Origin of the sequence: Gimesia maris (genome assembly GCF_008298035.1) — a bacterium.
GTDB classification, from domain to species: Bacteria; Planctomycetota; Planctomycetia; order Planctomycetales; family Planctomycetaceae; genus Gimesia; species Gimesia maris.
On record NZ_CP042910.1, the window covers coordinates 6669202 to 6686087 of the forward strand.

The 16886-nt window shown below is 51.9% G+C and carries 14 protein-coding genes; 8 read left to right on the plus strand and 6 right to left on the minus strand.

Translation table 11 applies throughout. From position 1 onward, the window contains the following. Nucleotides 1-3 precede the first annotated feature (3 nt). Entirely contained in the window at nt 4-429 is a 426-nt protein-coding gene (locus tag GmarT_RS24880; protein WP_149303388.1) for a hypothetical protein, read from the minus strand. A 219-nt stretch (nt 430-648) separates the two neighbouring features. After that, a complete protein-coding gene (locus GmarT_RS24885; protein WP_002648488.1) occupies nt 649-1593 on the minus strand; it encodes a DUF1559 domain-containing protein in 945 nt (314 codons plus the stop codon). 242 nt (nt 1594-1835) lie between these two features. On the opposite strand from GmarT_RS24885, the gene GmarT_RS24890 reads away from it, so the two are divergent. From GmarT_RS24890 to GmarT_RS24900, 3 genes are all read left to right on the plus strand, one after another. Continuing rightward, nucleotides 1836-2093: a hypothetical protein gene (locus GmarT_RS24890; protein ID WP_002648487.1), complete on the plus strand. Its 258-nt coding sequence runs from the start codon at nt 1836-1838 to the stop codon at nt 2091-2093. Between the two features lie 528 nt (nt 2094-2621). Then, nucleotides 2622-3140, plus strand: a complete 519-nt coding sequence (locus GmarT_RS24895) for a GNAT family N-acetyltransferase (RefSeq protein WP_044239642.1) — start codon at nt 2622-2624, stop codon at nt 3138-3140. Nucleotides 3141-3487: 347 nt separating this feature from the next. Beyond that, entirely contained in the window at nt 3488-3826 is a 339-nt protein-coding gene (locus tag GmarT_RS24900) for a hypothetical protein (protein WP_002648484.1), read from the plus strand. Nucleotides 3827-3899: 73 nt separating this feature from the next. Here GmarT_RS24900 and GmarT_RS24905 read toward each other — a convergent pair whose 3' ends face one another. Together GmarT_RS24905 and GmarT_RS24910 are read right to left on the minus strand one after the other, a co-directional pair. Further along, entirely contained in the window at nt 3900-4358 is a 459-nt protein-coding gene (locus GmarT_RS24905) for a hypothetical protein (protein ID WP_002648483.1), read from the minus strand. Between the two features lie 33 nt (nt 4359-4391). Continuing rightward, nucleotides 4392-5918 carry an FAD-dependent oxidoreductase gene (locus GmarT_RS24910; protein WP_002648482.1) on the minus strand — a complete coding sequence of 509 codons (1527 nt, stop codon included), beginning with the start codon at nt 5916-5918 and terminating at the stop codon, nt 4392-4394. 267 nt (nt 5919-6185) lie between these two features. Here GmarT_RS24910 and GmarT_RS24915 point away from each other — a divergent pair, with 267 nt between their 5' ends. The 5 genes from GmarT_RS24915 to GmarT_RS24935 all read left to right on the plus strand — a co-directional run bounded on the left by GmarT_RS24915 (nt 6186) and on the right by GmarT_RS24935 (nt 13119). Further along, entirely contained in the window at nt 6186-8579 is a 2394-nt protein-coding gene (locus tag GmarT_RS24915) for a PSD1 and planctomycete cytochrome C domain-containing protein (protein WP_002648481.1), read from the plus strand. A 48-nt stretch (nt 8580-8627) separates the two neighbouring features. After that, complete coding sequence (locus GmarT_RS24920; RefSeq protein WP_002648480.1) at nt 8628-9986, plus strand: DUF1501 domain-containing protein; 1359 nt, start codon at nt 8628-8630, stop codon at nt 9984-9986. 86 nt (nt 9987-10072) lie between these two features. Next, a complete protein-coding gene (locus GmarT_RS24925) occupies nt 10073-11455 on the plus strand; it encodes a sulfatase-like hydrolase/transferase (RefSeq protein WP_002648479.1) in 1383 nt (460 codons plus the stop codon). Between the two features lie 35 nt (nt 11456-11490). Further along, the gene (locus GmarT_RS24930) at nt 11491-12111 is read left to right on the plus strand and encodes a DUF502 domain-containing protein (RefSeq protein WP_002648478.1); all 621 of its coding nucleotides are present in this window, start codon (nt 11491-11493) and stop codon (nt 12109-12111) included. Between the two features lie 102 nt (nt 12112-12213). Beyond that, nucleotides 12214-13119, plus strand: a complete 906-nt coding sequence (locus tag GmarT_RS24935; RefSeq protein WP_002648477.1) for a metallophosphoesterase — start codon at nt 12214-12216, stop codon at nt 13117-13119. Between the two features lie 26 nt (nt 13120-13145). Here GmarT_RS24935 and GmarT_RS24940 read toward each other — a convergent pair whose 3' ends face one another. Both GmarT_RS24940 and GmarT_RS24945 read right to left on the minus strand, forming a co-directional pair. Then, nucleotides 13146-14477: a Trx7/PDZ domain-containing (seleno)protein gene (locus GmarT_RS24940; protein WP_002648476.1), complete on the minus strand. Its 1332-nt coding sequence runs from the start codon at nt 14475-14477 to the stop codon at nt 13146-13148. 58 nt (nt 14478-14535) lie between these two features. Next, on the minus strand, nt 14536-16854 hold the full coding sequence (locus GmarT_RS24945) for an alkaline phosphatase D family protein (protein WP_002648475.1): 2319 nt from the start codon (nt 16852-16854) through the stop codon (nt 14536-14538). Between the last annotated feature and the right edge of the window lie 32 nt (nt 16855-16886).

The window sequence follows — 16886 nt, forward strand, 5'->3', positions numbered from 1 at the left end:
CGATTATTTTACGAGATCGAAGTTGACCTTATTGATCTCATTACTTTTGATAATCACTTTCAATCCTGATTTCTTGACGTCGTTGTATCTTTCCGGAATCAGTGAAATCGTCCCCATTCCGGAAAGATCTTCAGGATCGGGTTTGGTAGCAAAAATGGTTACTTGATTCTCGCCTACCGGAGCCCCATCACCTTTTCTGGTTGTTGTGACTTCCAATATTTTCCCGGCTTGAATCACCCCCGAAGCCGAGCGGCCTGTAGTGGGATGAAATACAATCGTTCCCTCATCCAGGGGTTTTCCATTCCAAATGACGTTCCCACCCACTTCTGCCAGTACAGGGGCATCATCTACACCTCCACCACAGCCAGTTAACATCAGACTCATGAAAATCCAGCTGAAGCAGCAGGCATTATTTTGAAAACCTGACATGTAAACACCTCTCAATTAATAATCTGAATCGTAGATATAATTGTAATTTCAGCCTGTGTCTCCGTTTGTATGAGCCTCTTTAAAATCGCTCGACCTGGGAATCAGAGAAGAACATCTTGCAGTTCAGAAACGCTGCTTTCTGGGAAAACCCAATTACCTGACAGTGATAAAACAAGTAAGATGGCTGAAAAATTCCTGAATGAAAAATGAAAAGCAGTCTTACCCGCCAAAATCACCGATAGGATTCGCATCAGCTTTATCGCCCAGATTTCGATAGAGATTACCATCTATATTCTCACTCAAAAAATGCACACTGCCATCAGCCATCGTGAAGAACGCGCCTCCTTCGTGGCGACTGCGAAAACCGATCGTGGCGTTGGCGTCTCCTCTGCTCAGAGTCCCGGCAATCAATTCGTCATTCCGGTAGTTGATCGGATGTGCCATCGTTCCCCAGCTCTGGTAGCCCCAGTCCTGCCACAGGCAGAGCGGTCCGATCACTTCTCCGATCATAATCGTATTTGTCGTGCCGTCTGTTACCTGGCTGATTTTTGCAGAATACCCGCTCCGGCTGAACATCCCCCGGACATCCCGGGCTTTGGGGACAGAACCGAATTGTCCATATGTATTCCCGGACGTACCAGGGGTTGTGGCAGCACCATTCGGATGCCCGCCGGCGGAGATCGCATAGTTCGTCTGTCCCCGCTGTGACCCGCTCCCATCATCGGCTCCTGTATCAGTATCCTGAATCATCGGGTCTGAAGGGCACATAACCACCACCAGTTTCTCTTGCTTCAAAGTAAGATTGGTGCCATACATTCCATCCGTACTGAAATTCATCTGATTATAAATGTTGGATTGATCAACATAAGGCAGGATGCGTACCGTCCAGCTGTGACGAATTCTCCAGGTTTGTGGTGCGGGAGAACCGGTATCGGCAGTCGCACAGCAGGTTTGCTGCAGTGGAAACTGCTTGAACGTTTCGTGATAGTTATGAAAGGCCAGCCCCAGCTGTTTCATATTGTTTTTACAGGAACTGCGGCGGGCAGCTTCACGTGCCTGTTGTACCGCAGGTAGCAGCAATGCAATTAAAATAGCAATGATTGCAATGACGACCAATAATTCAATCAGCGTAAAACCATGTTTCTGTGAGCGTTTCAGATGCATGCTGCCGTTCCTTTTTTAGAATTGTAAAATACTATTCGATCAGAATTCCCCTGTACCTTCGGGTACGTCGTACCTGGCGGGTGTTATGAAAAGATTGAAATTAAGCACGTCATCTTAAATACGAATTTACTGCAAACAATAATGCTGAAGACGAGCAAACACAGTGATAGTCAAACATAATCGTACCATTTGTTTATTAATATACATACGATTAACCCAAGTCTACAGATCTTTCTGCAAACATGTCAAATGATTTATTTCAGGAACTGCTTTCACTTCTGATTTTTCTGGACCATCGGGCTCAGATCCACAAAATCTATCAGCAGAACAGGAGACGTGCTGACTCGATACCGAAGAAATATGCACTTCTCTTTATCGCTGTTCAGATTCAACTTGACAGTCCCGCGCCGCTGGAGAAACTCCCTGACCTGCGTCGCGCGCGCGAGTCATTTTTCAGGTTAGTGAAAGCACACGAACTACTGCCACATATTCACAGTTAAAACCCTTGTTTCAGTCCTCTTTTTCATAATGCCTGCTCAACCGATCCCCGGTTATCGACGCACTTCGCTGCACCATCACGCTGCTTTCGCGAATCGATCACCATCTGATCGGAACCTTTCACCACCCTATCGCCAATCGAATTTCGGGAATCCTGCTTGACGCCACCATGCCTTTGAAGATGATGCTTCCAAAAGCAATGAAATCACAAAATTCGACAGAGAAAACACAGTCATTCCAAACTCCTTAATCAATCGTTTAGATGATCTGTAAGTGAATTCCAGATGATCTCGCGCAGTAGGGTATTTTAATCAATCCAGGTCCCAGTCACTCAGATGAATATTCGGCACTAGATCGAATCAATTGGGACCTTAGCGTCTTTCAATCTAATATGCTCAGTCCAAATGGTCTTAGAGCCGCTAAGAAAAACTGAACCTGTTCTGCTCTATTTACTCTTACTGATAACTGAATTTAAAATCGGATCCATCCAAGTCCACACCTGTCAGTAATCGTGAATGGAAGGCAGCCTCATGACATTCGATCTGCAACCCACACTCAGAGGTGAACTGCTTCAGTTGCGTCCCCTCCAGGCTGCCGACTATGCCGCCCTGTATGCTGTCGCCTCTGACCCGCTCCTCTGGGAACAGCACCCCGCCCGCACGCGTTATCAGGAACCGGTATTTCAAAAACTGTTCCAGGAATCCCTGTCGTCTGGCGGTGCTTTAGTCGCCATTGACAACAATACGGGAACAGTCATTGGTTCCTCTCGTTTTAATGGCTACACTCCCGCTGCCTCTGAAGTCGAAATCGGCTGGAGCTTCCTGGCTCGCTCACACTGGGGCGGACACTATAACGGCGAAATGAAACAGCTCATGCTGCATCACGCTTTCCGTTTTGTCGATTCTGTCATCTTTCTCATCGGGCCCGAAAATATTCGCTCACAGCGAGCCATCGAAAAAATCGGAGCCCTCCGCGACGGCAACCGCACCGATCAATCGGGATTTGAAAGCTGGCTCTATCGCATCCATACCAGAGATATCATTGGCTAAACAGCAAAAAATCCCTCTGATTTTACATCCAGATAATTTTTGCAAATATTAACAAAAAAACATACTAATAATTGTTTATATAACCAGACTCTCTATACTAAAGCGAAGTACTTTGAACCGTAGCGTCTCTCATTCTAATCTACTCTGTCTCAATGGCCCTCAAGACGCGACAGTAAAACGGGACACAGTCTAAACGAAGCATATTTATCTCTTTATATTTTTCTCTTAAGCGATGAGTTTTCTCTGATCCTCATCCCTTTAATTCTTATTAAAAATACATGTCACAAAACTAAAATTTAGAATTCTGCAGGCACAGAAACCCTTTTCTCTAGTAATGAAGGTGCACCATGTACTCGCATGTTTGCCTGCTGCTGAATTGGCTGTTGTCCCGTCCGATCAGTCTCTGCATTGGTCTGTTTGCATTTCTGATTATGATTCTCTCTTTGATACATCAGGAAACCTATATTGACGCTGAAGGAGTCCCCCTGAGGCCAATGAGCGAAAGAGTCAAACCAATGTCTCCTGAAATGCGAGAGTTACTTGATCTGGCAAGAAATACCGGCTGGAAAAAAGACCCTGAGATCAGAGCCCGCGTCATGGAATTAAGCAAATCAATTGACGGAAAAAAGGAAATCCAGAATCGTTCGGAGTGTCATGTAAAAGCAGTTCCCCTGGCTGGCGAGTAATACGGACGGAGTCTCATCCTGATACGGTTTCGAAATTGAGACTGTTTATTACAAAGTAACTGAGCCAGAATTATCAATTGATAGTCTGCGTCCGATATGCCACTTTTTCTGCGATCACAAACCCATCCAGCCCACAGATTCCCCTCACCCTGTACGCTTTGAGGTCACGTTCTTTCAGAACATTTTCCAGTTCTGGAATTGTTTCATAAGAACGGAGTGGCCATCCATGTTTTTTTCGCTTGAGAAACAGCCACTCCCACTCATTCAGCAGAGTCTGGAAGGTATTGCATTCCACATCAAACAGAATACTGGGAGCCATGATGTCATTAAAATGATGCGCGAGCACCCCGAAAAATCGCAAATCAGTCTGTTCTTCCCGCTGATTCATTTCCTGATAGAGTGTCTTCAGAATAAGTGTCCCCTGCTCCAGATCAATCGATAGCGCCGTCACATAGTTGTCATGCACCGCAGGAACTTCCATTCCCCGGGAGGGATCAATCTGACATTCCTGCCACTCTGAAAATTCATCCATTTTCTGCTCTTTCTCCTGATGTTCCCAGCATGCTCACTGCTCACTTGAATTGAGTTTTTCCCCCAGCTTTTCCCCCACCAGCCGACCGCTGGTGATCGCCCAGGCGATGTGCAGCCCATGTCCCCACAGCACCTGGCCTCCCATGCCGTTACTGCCAATCGCATACAAACCGGGAATGGGTTGCCCACTTTCATTCAGCGCCTGCAATCCCGCATTGATCGCCACACCCCCTTCTGTGGTCGTAAAATACGCTTTCGCCGGTCCCAGCAATACCCAGCGTTTTCCCGTCAGAGGACATGCATCACCGGTCCGGCCAAACGAGTCTACATGCTCCCCGCTAACGTAATGATTAAACTGTTGCACTGCTGCTTTCAAATTTGATGCATTTAATACCCGCTGTTCTGCGATGGCTTCCAGCGAATCTGCCGCCACACTCACATCCGGACGCAGTCTGAGATAATCGTCCACGTAAGCATACGCAATTTTCGGCGCGGTCGAAATAAAGTAAGGCCACTGGCTGTAATGTGCGGCGATCCGTTCGTCCAGTAAAATAAAAGTGGCTTTTCCCGGCTGCTCGGAAATCGCGATCTCGCGGGCAGGAGAATCGGTTTCATTACAGAAGCGGCAGCCATCTGCATTAATCAATATCGCGCCATCATCGAACAGAGAATTCTCTGGATGCTGCCACGTTAACAGCAATCGTTTGATCCGCCAGTTGATCACCGCCTGCGGCAGCAGAGGCACCAGTTTCCCCAACAGTTTTGCGAGCAGGCCACTGGTTGGCAGCAACTGTTCGAAGGGATCTCCCGGGGGCGGCACAAACCGCAGTTCCGGACCGTAGGTGATCTCCATATTCAGCAGTTGCGCCCCCACCTGTTCTGCCAGCAGATGCCCGTCGCCGCACGCTTTGGGGTTCACCCCCTCAATCGTTTTAAACCGATCCCCTTTGAATCGTCCGATCATCTCCGGTGCACTGGAATAATCTCCGGCCGCCAGTACCACCCCCCGTTTCGCAGTGATCGCCTTTTGAGTCCCCTCGATTTCCGCGACGACTCCCGTAATCCGTGTTCCATCAGATACCAGTTCTACCACCGGCGCACTGCAGACTATCGTTCCCTTCAATCGGATGATCCTCGCCTGAAAGGCAGCGATGTATGCTTTCGCGTTTGGCACAATATTATGCATACGAGGCACCCGGTTCGGCGGTTCCGGATTAGGACCATGAAAATACAGGCCCATGCCTCGCAGCCATTCCAGCGTCACTGCAGTCTCCCCCAGAAAAAACCGCCGCAGTTCACTGTTGTTCTGCGCTTCAACTTCCGCAGCCGCGAACTGTCCCGCGTCTGTCTCATGGTCGTCCGCGTTATCAATCACACCCGCGTCACGCTGCAGACTCGTTCCATTCGCAGTAAAAGAACCGATGGCCATTCCCGTGGTGCCTCCCAGTTGAGGCTGCTTCTCCAGCACGAGCACGCTCGCCCCCTGCTCCAGCGCCCGCACGGCCGCCGCCAGACCACTACCTCCACCACCAACGATAATTACATCATATTCTGTTAACATGCTGTTCACTCTCTGTCAGTTCACATTTTTAATTTCGGAACATTCTCCAATCGTATCAGTACAGCACGTCACATCAATCAGGTAAACCGTAGCGATTATCGTTTTGTCAGGCCCTGCTCACAAAAGTCTGGCGTTTGTCTCTCCCACACGCCGAAAGAAACTTAAGGTTGTTGACTTAAACACATCAACCAAGTATGATCTATCCTTGTTCACTACATCTTACCTGAACGCGTACGACTACTCCTGCCTGCATAGAATTCGTCGGCCATGCGTAAGCTCACCACCCTGATTTCTGCTGTCTGCTGTTTTCTCGCGATCTCGTTCTATCCGGTTCATCCTGCTTTCGCTGCCAGCAAATCATCTAAAAAGCCGGTTCACGCGAAGATGAATCCCGCACAACGGGCTTTTTTCGAAAACAGGATCCGCCCCGTACTCGTCAAGAAATGCTACTCGTGTCATTCCGCCAAATCAGAAGAACTGGGTGGCAAACTGCGAATGGATACCCGCGATGGCATGCGTGAGGGTGGCGAATCAGGACCGGCGTTTGTCGAAGGTCGTCCTGATGAAAGCCTGTTGATCCAGGCACTCCGTTACGACGGGCTGGAGATGCCTCCCAATGAACCACTGCCCGAAGCAGTGATCACCGACTTCGTCAAATGGGTGGAGATGGGTGTCCCCGATCCCCGCAGCGATCTCCCTCTCATCGCAAAAAAACCGAATACGGTCTCCGCCTCTGCCGACCCCGCACTCTGGTCGTTTCAACCGATCACAAACCCTGAACTCCCTGCCGTTCAGAATCAGCACTGGGGTGTTGACCCGCTCGATCAGTTTGTTCTCGCCCGCATCGAAGCCGTCGGCCTGAAGCCCACTTATGATGCTGCTCCCAGGCAACTGGTAAGACGATTATATTATGACCTGACCGGTCTCCCCCCCACGCTGGAACAGGTCGAGACTTTTCTGGACGACTATCAGCGTCGACAACAGGCCGCTGTAAAAACACTGGTCGATGAGCTGCTGGCCTCTCCTCATTTTGGGGAACGCTGGGGGCGACACTGGCTCGACGTAGCCCGCTATGGTGAATCGAACGGAAATGACGGCCTCAGTCGCAACCCGACTTTCCCCCATGCCTGGCGGTACCGCGACTACGTCATTCAGGCATTCAACAATGATCTCCCCTACGATCGTTTCCTCACCGAACAGATATCGGGTGACCTGCTTCCAGCGGAAACGCCCGCAGAACGCGACCGTCTGCTGATCGCTACTGGCTTTCTGGCCCTCGGTTCCAAACCCGCCAAAGCCATGAATGTCAACTTCGACATGGACGTGGTCAACGATCAGATCGATGTTGTCAGCACAGGCGTGATGGCGCTCAGTGTCGCCTGTGCCCGCTGTCACGATCACAAACACGACCCCATTCCCACCAGCGACTATTATGCTATGGCGGGGATCTTCCTCAGTACCGAAACCATGTGGGGCGCTGCCGGCCATCAGCCTTTAACCGCGCCGGAAACCCCTTTGCATGTTCTGAAAGCGAAACACCACTATGTCGCGCCACCGGACAGCGGTGCCAGGCCAGTCTTGAACAAACGTGTTCAAGCAAGAAAAAAGAAACCCAAATACGTCTATCCCGCCGGAACACCGCTGGCGATGGGCGTGCGTGAAAAGAAAAAACCGACGGATTGTAAAATCAATATCAAAGGGGAATCCAAAAAGCTCGGTCCCAGTGTACCTCGAGGCTTCCTGACTGCCTGTAACATGACGTCATCACCAAAAATTGATGCCTCACAAAGTGGTCGCCTGCAACTGGCAGAATGGCTCACCTCTGACGATCATCCTCAGACCTCCCGCGTGATGGTGAACCGCATCTGGCTGCATCTGTTCGGTCAGGCGCTCGTTCGCACTCCCGATGATTTTGGCGTCTACGGCGAACGCCCCACACATCCCGAACTGCTCGATCACCTGGCGACACGCTTCCGCAGTGAAGGCTGGTCGATCAAACAACTGATTCGCAGCATTGTCCTCAGCCGCACTTATCAACAGAGCAGCTTCTGTGAAGCCGACGTGCGGGATGCCGACCCGGAAAACAAGCTTCTCTGTCGCCATAATCGACGTCGCCTCGATGCGGAATCCCTCCGGGACAGTATTCTCGCAACCAGCGGTCAACTCAATCCGGACCCCGGCCTGGGCTCTTCCATTGCGAATGTCGACGAACTTGTCAATACGGCGGGCAACCTGCATTTGCCTTCAAACCATCGCAGTATTTATCTCTGTATGTTACGTCATTCCGAACCGGCACAGCTGGCTGCCTTTGATCTGCCCGATTCCACAAAACCCGTCGGACAGCGCAATGAAACCACGCTGCCTACCCAAAGTCTGTTTCTGCTCAACAGCGATTTTCTGATTGAACAGTCGCAGGCCTTTGCCCGAGACGTCCTGACCGATCCGAAATTGAAAGAAACAGAACGTATCAATCTGGTCTATCAGCGGACGTTTAAGCGCCTCCCCGAATCTTTTGAACTTCAACGAACGTTGACCCTCCTGCAGGATCTCGATCGAAGTCTGAATACAGAAGTATCACAAACAGAACAACGGCGTCTTATCGTCTGGTCTACACTCTGCCAGGCATTATTGACCACCAGCGAATTTCGCTATGTCGACTGACACTGAAAACACAATAAAAATCACAATCACAGTCAGAGGAACGACCTCATGCTCGAAATATCACGACGCGAAATGTTACGATCGGCTTCCTGCGGTTTCGGTTACCTCGCACTGTCTGCCCTTTGTGGTCAGAAAACGAGCGCCAGCGATTCCGCAGTCCCGGCCAGCCTGACAGCCCGCGCACCGCAACTTCGCGCGCGGGCGAAACGTGTGATCTTCCTTTGTATGAGTGGCGGCCCCGCGCAACTGGATACATTCGATTATAAACCGCAGACCGGCAAGAAAAAACATCCCGGCTCGGTCTTCAATTTTGCACAGCATGGCGAAAGCGGACTCTGGATATCTGAACTGCTCCCCGAAACCGCGAAACACGCCGACAAACTCTGTGTCCTCAACGGCATGCACGCCGACATCACCAATCACGCACAATCATTTCTACAACTGCACACCGGCGACCGCTTGCGTCCGCGTCCCAGTCTGGGATCCTGGATTCTGTATGGCCTGGGAACCGAAAACCAAAATGTACCCGGCTTCATCAGCCTGTACCCGAAAAAGCCATCCGTCTACTCCAGTGCGTTTCTGCCTCCCGTTTACGAAGGCACACCGATCGGACTCAATACAACCAACATGTCCACCGCCACCATTGGCAACATTCAGAGCAATCACCTGCCCACGCCTGTCAAACGCCGACAGCTCGATTTCGTGCAGGCCATGAACCGCGAACATGCGACCCTGCGGCCCGATGATACCCGCCTTGACGCCGTGATCCAGTCGATGGAACTCGGCTTCCGTATGCAGATGGCGGCTCCCGAACTGCTGGATCTGAGCCAGGAAACGAAATCGACGCTCGAACGCTATCGCGTCGGACAGGGCAAAACTGCAGGAACCTGTAGAGACTCCGACTTCGGTCGTCAGTGTCTGCTGGCGCGTCGCTTTGCCGAAGCAGGCGTACGTTTCATTGAAGTCAATCATGGCAGCTGGGATCAGCACAAAAACCATCGTGCCGACCTGACCGCGAACTGTGAATCAACGGATGCTCCCATCGCCGCCCTGCTGGAAGACCTGGAACAACGGGGCCTGCTGGAAGAAACCCTGGTTGTCTGGGGTGGCGAATTCGGTCGCCCGGGTCTTGTTCCCGAAACGAAAAAAAATGAGACCGGTCACAATGCCCGTGGCTTCACCTTCTGGATGGCCGGCGGAGGTATCAAACGCGGACTGGCCTATGGAAAAACCGATCCCACAGGTGCCCGGGCCATTGAAGGTAAAGTCCATTTCCGCGATCTGCATGCTACCATCCTGCATCAATTGGGACTGCAACACGATCGATTGACTTTCCACCAGGGAAACCGTGAATTCCGCCTGACCGGCACTGAAGGCGGCAACGTCGTGCACGACATCATTGCCTGACAGTCGCTTTTCATGCACAATAGTGAGTGACCGCAACGAATCGCTTTCGTCCCCTGGTTGATTTCACTCACTCTGGCAGGAATCCGATGTTAAATACGCCCCGTCGCTCAATCCTGATGTTTTTATCTCTGTTCGCATTCTGCTCTCAATTGCAGGCAGCGGAACGGCCCAACATTCTGATTATTTTCACTGATGATCAGGGCATCAATGATGTCGGCTGTTATGGCAGTGAAATCCCGACTCCCCACATTGATCAACTGGCGAAAGAGGGCCTGCTGTTTCGCCAGTACTATTCCGCATCGGCAATCTGCACTCCCTCCCGCTTTGGCATCCTCACGGGTCGCAACCCGACACGCTCGCAGGATCAGCTGCTGGGCGCGTTAATGTTTATGAGTGATATCGATCAGAATCGCGGCATTCAACCCGGCGAAACGACCATCGCTGACGTCCTGCAACAGAACGGTTATCAGACCGCCCTGCTCGGCAAATGGCATCTGGGCCATGGTACCGAATCATTCCTCCCCACTGCGCATGGCTTTGATCTGTTTCGCGGACATACCGGAGGCTGCATCGATTACTTCACCATGACGTATGGCAACATCCCCGACTGGTATCACAACCAGCGTCATGTCTCAGAGAATGGTTACGCAACCGATCTCATTACCGAAGAAGCAGAACACTTCCTGAAAGATCAGCAGACAACAGACAAACCATTCTTTCTGTTCCTGTCCTACAATGCGCCCCATTTCGGTAAAGGCTGGTCTCCCGGCGATCAGAGTCCGGTCAATATCATGCAGGCTCGCGGCGATGATTTAAAACGGGTCGGAACCATCAAAGATAAAGTCCGCCGCGAATTCGCCGCCATGACGGTTTCCCTCGATGATGGCATTGGTCGCGTCATGTCTTCGCTGAAAAATAACGGGCTGGACCAGAATACGCTGGTCATCTTCATGACAGACCACGGCGGCGACTATGTTTACGGCGGCAACAATCAACCCTTTCGAGGCGCCAAAGCGACCCTGTTCGAAGGCGGCATTCGCGTCCCCTGCATCATCCGCTGGCCGGGTAAGATCAAAGCAGGTACGGAAACGAACGAGGTCGCCTGGGCGCTCGATCTGTTCCCGACCATTTGTCATTTCGCCAATGTCGATACAGACGGATTGACTCTGGATGGAAAAGACATCTCCGGTCTGTTAACCCGCCAGACGCCAGTGGGAACCAGAGAACTCTACTGGCAACTCGGTCCCCACGCCGAACTGAAACGAGGTCGCTGGTCTGCATTAAGGCAAGGCGACTGGAAGTACATTCAGGATGCTGGCGGAGAAGAGTTTCTGTTCGATCTCAAAGCCGACCCTTATGAGAAACAGAATCTGACTCAGTCTCAGTCAACGAAGCTGACAGAACTTCAGGAACGCCGCGATACACTGGTAAAAACACTGACGCCTCAGGTTAAATCAATCGCCCCATAAACTCTTTTATAATTTTGCAGCAAAGACGATCCTACATGTCACAGCACGTTAAAAAAAGTTTCGGCTTCCTGAAAACCACCGCGATCGGGGGGCTGATTTTTCTATTGCCATTAATCGTGATCGGAGCGCTCGTCGGACAAATCGTGCCCATCGTGCTTTCCATCGCCACGTTCCTCTCCGATTACATTCCCGTCAAAACTCCTGCGGGCATCGCCATGCTGATTGGCCTCGCACTGGGCATCGTACTCCTGCTGTGCTTTGCCGCTGGCCTGGTAGCACGCTGGTCCATCGGGCGAAGTCTGTCACGATTGATCGAGAAGAATCTGATCCTGCTATTCCCCCGCTACGCTATCTACCGGGAACAGCTGAAAGGCAGTATCGGCGGCGATCATAATAAGCCGGAAATGCTGCCAGTCCTGGTGCGCCTGGATGACATGACCCGCATCGCCTTCGAAGCCGAACGCACCGACGAAAAACTCGTCTCCGTCTACATGCCCGGCTCCCCCGATCCCTGGTCCGGCTGGGTCGTCTTTATGACCCCTGATCGCGTCGAACGACTGGATATCCCGTTCTCCGAGGCGCTCGGAATCTGCGAACGCATGGGGCGTGAATCACTGTATCTGCTCGAACCCTCACCGGTTCTTAAACAAAAATAAAGCATGTTTCGGTTTCGCACAGCCGTCGCGTCGTTTACGATAATACTGAGACATTGCCGCATTAATCCTGCCCGAAACGATCCAACACAGGGAACTCCTGCCATGCCCGTTCATCTGCCTGCACAAAATCGTCGTCAGTTCCTTTTCACGCTGGGTGCCGGCTTCGTCACCTGTTCTACCGGTCTACTGGCAGCAGAACAGAAAACACAGCAGTCCGACATTGTTTATCTCTTAAATGATACGCACATCGGCGAAAAGCATCCCCCAAAGTCTCCCATCCCCACGCATCTCCGGGAGATCGTCACTGAACTGGTGGAATTGCCGCAAAAACCTGCCTGCGTCCTGATCAACGGCGATCTTGCACTCCGTGATGGGCAACCCGGCGATTATCGACACTTTGCCAGTCTGATTCAGCCACTGCAGGAAGCGAAAATTGATACACATCTCACACTGGGAAATCACGACGAACGCGATGTCTTTTATGAAGTGATGCAGGAACAGAGACCCTCTGCCCCTCCTGTCAAATCACGACATATCTCCGTCGTGCAGACGAAGTTTGCTAACTTCTTCCTGCTCGATTCGCTTCACAAAACGATGGTCACTCAGGGGACGCTTGGGAAAGAACAGCGTTCCTGGCTGGCCAATGCACTTGATGCACACGCCGACAAACCGGCGATCATTGTCACCCACCACAACCCGCGACTGGGGGGAGACCCCGTCCACTTTCCCGGCGGACTGACCGATTCGGAAGAGCTCTGGGAATTACTGGTTTCGCGGCCGCAGGTCAAAGCCTATATCCACGGTCACATTCATGATCGCGGTAACGCCCAGCATAAAGGGATCCACATTCTCAACACACCCGCTACTTCCTATGTGGCCAACCCTGATCATTCCACAACAGGCTGGACTATAGCACAGCTCACACCAACCGGCGTCACACTGACAACGCGTACCAATATCGAAGACCATGCCTGGAACCGACAGACAAAAACACTCACCTGGCGCTGAACCGCCAGGCGAATCATATTCTGAAGTTACTCCTGCCGGGGCAGAAACAGGCCTAACCGTTTCCTTTCACGAAGAACCGTGACCGGAACGGATTCGCCAGGCTTCAATTCATTCACGCCATACGCCAGCAGGTCGGTCTCTCGTTTCAGATCTTTTCTGCCGTTATAGGAAAGAATCAGATCCCCTTTCTGGAAACCCGCTTTCTTAGCTGCGGCATGGGCGCCGTACTGCCCCAGATGCTTGATACGCAGTGCCATATCGGGAGACGCCATTGTCAGTCCGATCTGCTTGCGTTCCTCGCGCGTCGCTTCCTCCAGTACGGCCCCTCCCAGTACCATCCGTCGTAAAGGCCAGCTGCTCACACGCCAGGAAAGATCATCCTTGCGTCTCCAGTCTTTGGGTAGTGACATGGTCAGATCAAGTTCCTGACCACCGCGGTTGACACTGGCTACCAGCTGATCTGTCTCTTTCGCATGCTGCAGGACCCACTGCACATCGGCAATTGAAAGTAAAGGCTGGCCTTCCAGCGAGAGGACCTGATCCCCTGCTTTAAATCCAGCCTGCGCGGCGATGGAGTCTGCAGTGACATCCTGCACCGTCGCTTTTTCCTGCGGGTCGAGAATCAACCCCAGGATTTTGGGATGTGGATACGAAAACAGAATCTGATTGGGCAGCGGTTTCTGATCACGCAGATAATAATCGCGCTGGGCATCGCCAATCTGGTGGCAGTGGATGCAGCTTTTCACAATGTTCTGCTTATCATTGATCCGCGAATTATATTTGCCAGCCAGCAACGGAAACTTTTCCGGAGAGGCCACCAGTGGCTTTGTCCCCTGCTTCCCGGCCAGCGAATCCTTTGTGGTCTCATAGTTCTTATGCAGTTCCAGCGCCCCTTCGATGGCCTTTCGCAGACCGGTAATCGAAACGTCTTCCGTCCACATCGTCCGATGCGAACGGGTTCCAAACCGCCCGTAAACGGTCCTATCAGGATTCAGCATGAAAACGGCAAACGACTGATCGTAGTCATATTGAAATAGCGACAGATCCAGCCCGTTGGTGGAAATCAGCCGCACACGGACGAACTTGTCCATTAAAGGCTTCAGGTTCTGGTCCTGCTCCATCAGCTGTTCATCCAGTTTCACGCATTCCTCACAGGGAATACACCGCAGGACGACCAGCAATGGTTTATTCGATTCTTTCGCCGTTATGAACCCCTGTTCCAGGTCGTTGTAGATCCAGTACCCGGTTGACTCCACATGGTCACGATCCTGCTTCACTTTTTCTTCGCGTGTCTGTGCCAGGGATACTGTTGTGACCTGAACCGTCAGCGCAGCTGTTACCAGAAAGAATTTCCACATCGCTCCATCTCCTGACACCGGCGGGTTAATAAAGAGAAGTCAATCACGCAGAAGCAGTTTACTGTATTAGATTATCGCCACCATTTTCTTTCTGGTGAATCGTTACGGGCCAGCCAGGAAACTGACTGGAGGCTTTTCCGTCCGTTGCATCCACCAGAAAACGATAGCTGTTCAGCGTATATGTTTTCTTTTCCGGATCGATCAGCACCAGGCCAAAGCCGCTCCCCTTCTGATGAGCCAGATCATAACGGTTCTTTTCAGAAGCAGGTTCGGGATTGCCGACAGCGTAAACATACACTTTATTGCCGAAGCCATCAATGAATTCACCAGTATCTGCCAGTCCATGCTGAGGACGGTTTTTGTGAGGCATCCCCAGCTCATCGGGTCGCCACCAGCGTGGGTAACCGGCGGAAATTGCGGGCGTGCAGAACGACCAGCAACTGTCGCGCTGCTCGTCGGCTCCGTATTGTGAAAGCGATGTCAAATGCTGATCGCCGTTGATATGCAGCGGCATTCCTTTGCGAATAATTTTGACCGTGCGGTTCCGCGCGGTCTGAGGCCAGCTGCCTGAGTCCAGGTCGGCTTTCAGATAACCATCATAGCTGCCATGATGTGTGGCAACGCCGGCAAATACAGTCTGACTGAACAGGACTTTGATGTTGTGTGCCCGCCAGTCTTCACACCAGCGTTCCAGAAACTTTTCCTGGCGCTCACCCAAGAGGACGAGGTCGGGTTTATCGAGGACTGACGTATCAAAGTTCGCATCCGTCACATGGTCTGCCCGGCCGCTTCCTGTTTCCACACGCTCGGGTCCACTTTTAAACTGTCGGTCAGCAATGATGGCAAATCCCACACCGCCATACACCATATCGCCATAGTACACGCTGATGTTCTGTTTGCAGGGAGTCGGGTCAGCATAATCAGGGTGGTGGGCGGTACACGTTTTATGAACCACATTCACCATCCGCGCCGGTTCCCGATAACCGCCATTGGAAGAAGTGGTCCCTTCCTTCATTTTCATCCCGCCTTCCCCCCAGATATTCCCCTGGAAGACGTCATGATCGTCGGGAAGACAGATCGTCGGGCGGTCCCGCATGGCTTCACCAAAGGCCCAGCCATGCATATAAAACTTGCGCAGGTAATTCAGAATCGCCGGCTCCGCAGGGTCACGAATCAGGCCAAAACCGCCATGATCCTCATAGAGCTGATCGCCTGAAAAGTAGAGCAGGTCCGGATCGACTTTCAACAGATTGTTTGCCACCGGCTCATACGGAAACCCGTAATCTTTCTGGCAGGTCAGCGCTCCCAGTTTCAGCGGACGCCCCTCCGGATTCGCCCGGATGATACCGGTTCGCTCGGCAGCCAGTTCAGTGCTATCCGTGAGCTTTTCCTGGTAAACCAGTTTGAACGGCGTTGCCTCTTTCTCGTTCCAGTGGGGCACACGGAAGGTCGCCGTCCACGCATCTGTATCCAGAGCAGCAGTCCCCAGAGACTTCCATTCCTTCTCCTGTTTGATGAAAAGTTCCACGTCTTTATTATCCTGCTCACCCAGCGGGCCCGTCAGAGCAGTGATCTTCATCACAAAACCCTCGTCGCCGCGTGAGTCGCTGAGCGAATACTGCGACCATAAGATCGGTCCAAATTTGTGTTCGGGTGAAACGGTAAAGGCATCGCCGCTGACCGACCAATCACTGAAGCGATAGCGGGCACCGATCATCCGTTTGAAGCGGGGATCGAAATTGCTGACGACCGCCACATTGCCCAGCAGCGCCTGTGTGGGAAACGTCTGGGTCAGAGTTCCCAGTGGTTTATCTGACTCGGGGTTGGAAACGATTAACGTCAGCGAATACTTTTCTCCGTCCGGTTTCCCGATCAGCGTCAGCACGCAGTCTTTCATGTCAGCCGGCCGAGATAACTTCTGCTGCTTGTTGCCCAGCACCATCGTGCCATCGATCACGCCTGCCTTGATGCCATTTTTGGCGAAGCAGTTGCTGCGGTATTCGTTAATATCGCTTTTCACACCCACCCGAAAACCAACGCCGCCATCCTGCTGCTTGACTTCCCGCTGACTTACATGGACGGACATCCTGAACGGCGCACCGGTATTGGTCAACTGGTGTGTGACCAACTGAATATTTCGGCTACCTCCGGTCGACAGACATTCTGCGGCCCCCTCTTTGATCCGCCAGTCTTCCATCGGATTGGCCCAGAATTCTTCTCCCAGCCAGACCCGATCGTGCGTTTTAGCCCAGCGACCTACGACAGAACCTCCCTCTGCTTTATCAGCCGCCTGCAGACCGCCCGGTCTGTTGAAGCCCAGAAATGTCGTTCCTGCTGCAAACAGTTTCAAAGCCATCCGTCGAGTCAGCGATTGCATCTAGTATTCTCCCATTGAGCGCAGGTTCTGTA

What these genes read in the sequence shown, in the direction of transcription:
- GmarT_RS24920 (WP_002648480.1), top strand. Translation starts at nt 8,628, where the DNA reads ATGCTCGAAATATCACGACGCGAAATGTTACGATCGGCTTCCTGCGGT.
- GmarT_RS24915 (WP_002648481.1), top strand. Translation starts at nt 6,186, where the DNA reads ATGCGTAAGCTCACCACCCTGATTTCTGCTGTCTGCTGTTTTCTCGCG.
- GmarT_RS24895 (WP_044239642.1), top strand. Translation starts at nt 2,622, where the DNA reads ATGACATTCGATCTGCAACCCACACTCAGAGGTGAACTGCTTCAGTTG.
- GmarT_RS24900 (WP_002648484.1), top strand. Translation starts at nt 3,488, where the DNA reads ATGTACTCGCATGTTTGCCTGCTGCTGAATTGGCTGTTGTCCCGTCCG.
- GmarT_RS24935 (WP_002648477.1), top strand. Translation starts at nt 12,214, where the DNA reads ATGCCCGTTCATCTGCCTGCACAAAATCGTCGTCAGTTCCTTTTCACG.
- GmarT_RS24890 (WP_002648487.1), top strand. Translation starts at nt 1,836, where the DNA reads ATGTCAAATGATTTATTTCAGGAACTGCTTTCACTTCTGATTTTTCTG.
- GmarT_RS24880 (WP_149303388.1), bottom strand. Translation starts at nt 429, where the DNA reads ATGTCAGGTTTTCAAAATAATGCCTGCTGCTTCAGCTGGATTTTCATG.
- GmarT_RS24905 (WP_002648483.1), bottom strand. Translation starts at nt 4,358, where the DNA reads ATGGATGAATTTTCAGAGTGGCAGGAATGTCAGATTGATCCCTCCCGG.
- GmarT_RS24910 (WP_002648482.1), bottom strand. Translation starts at nt 5,918, where the DNA reads ATGTTAACAGAATATGATGTAATTATCGTTGGTGGTGGAGGTAGTGGT.
- GmarT_RS24930 (WP_002648478.1), top strand. Translation starts at nt 11,491, where the DNA reads ATGTCACAGCACGTTAAAAAAAGTTTCGGCTTCCTGAAAACCACCGCG.
- GmarT_RS24945 (WP_002648475.1), bottom strand. Translation starts at nt 16,854, where the DNA reads ATGCAATCGCTGACTCGACGGATGGCTTTGAAACTGTTTGCAGCAGGA.
- GmarT_RS24925 (WP_002648479.1), top strand. Translation starts at nt 10,073, where the DNA reads ATGTTAAATACGCCCCGTCGCTCAATCCTGATGTTTTTATCTCTGTTC.
- GmarT_RS24885 (WP_002648488.1), bottom strand. Translation starts at nt 1,593, where the DNA reads ATGCATCTGAAACGCTCACAGAAACATGGTTTTACGCTGATTGAATTA.
- GmarT_RS24940 (WP_002648476.1), bottom strand. Translation starts at nt 14,477, where the DNA reads ATGTGGAAATTCTTTCTGGTAACAGCTGCGCTGACGGTTCAGGTCACA.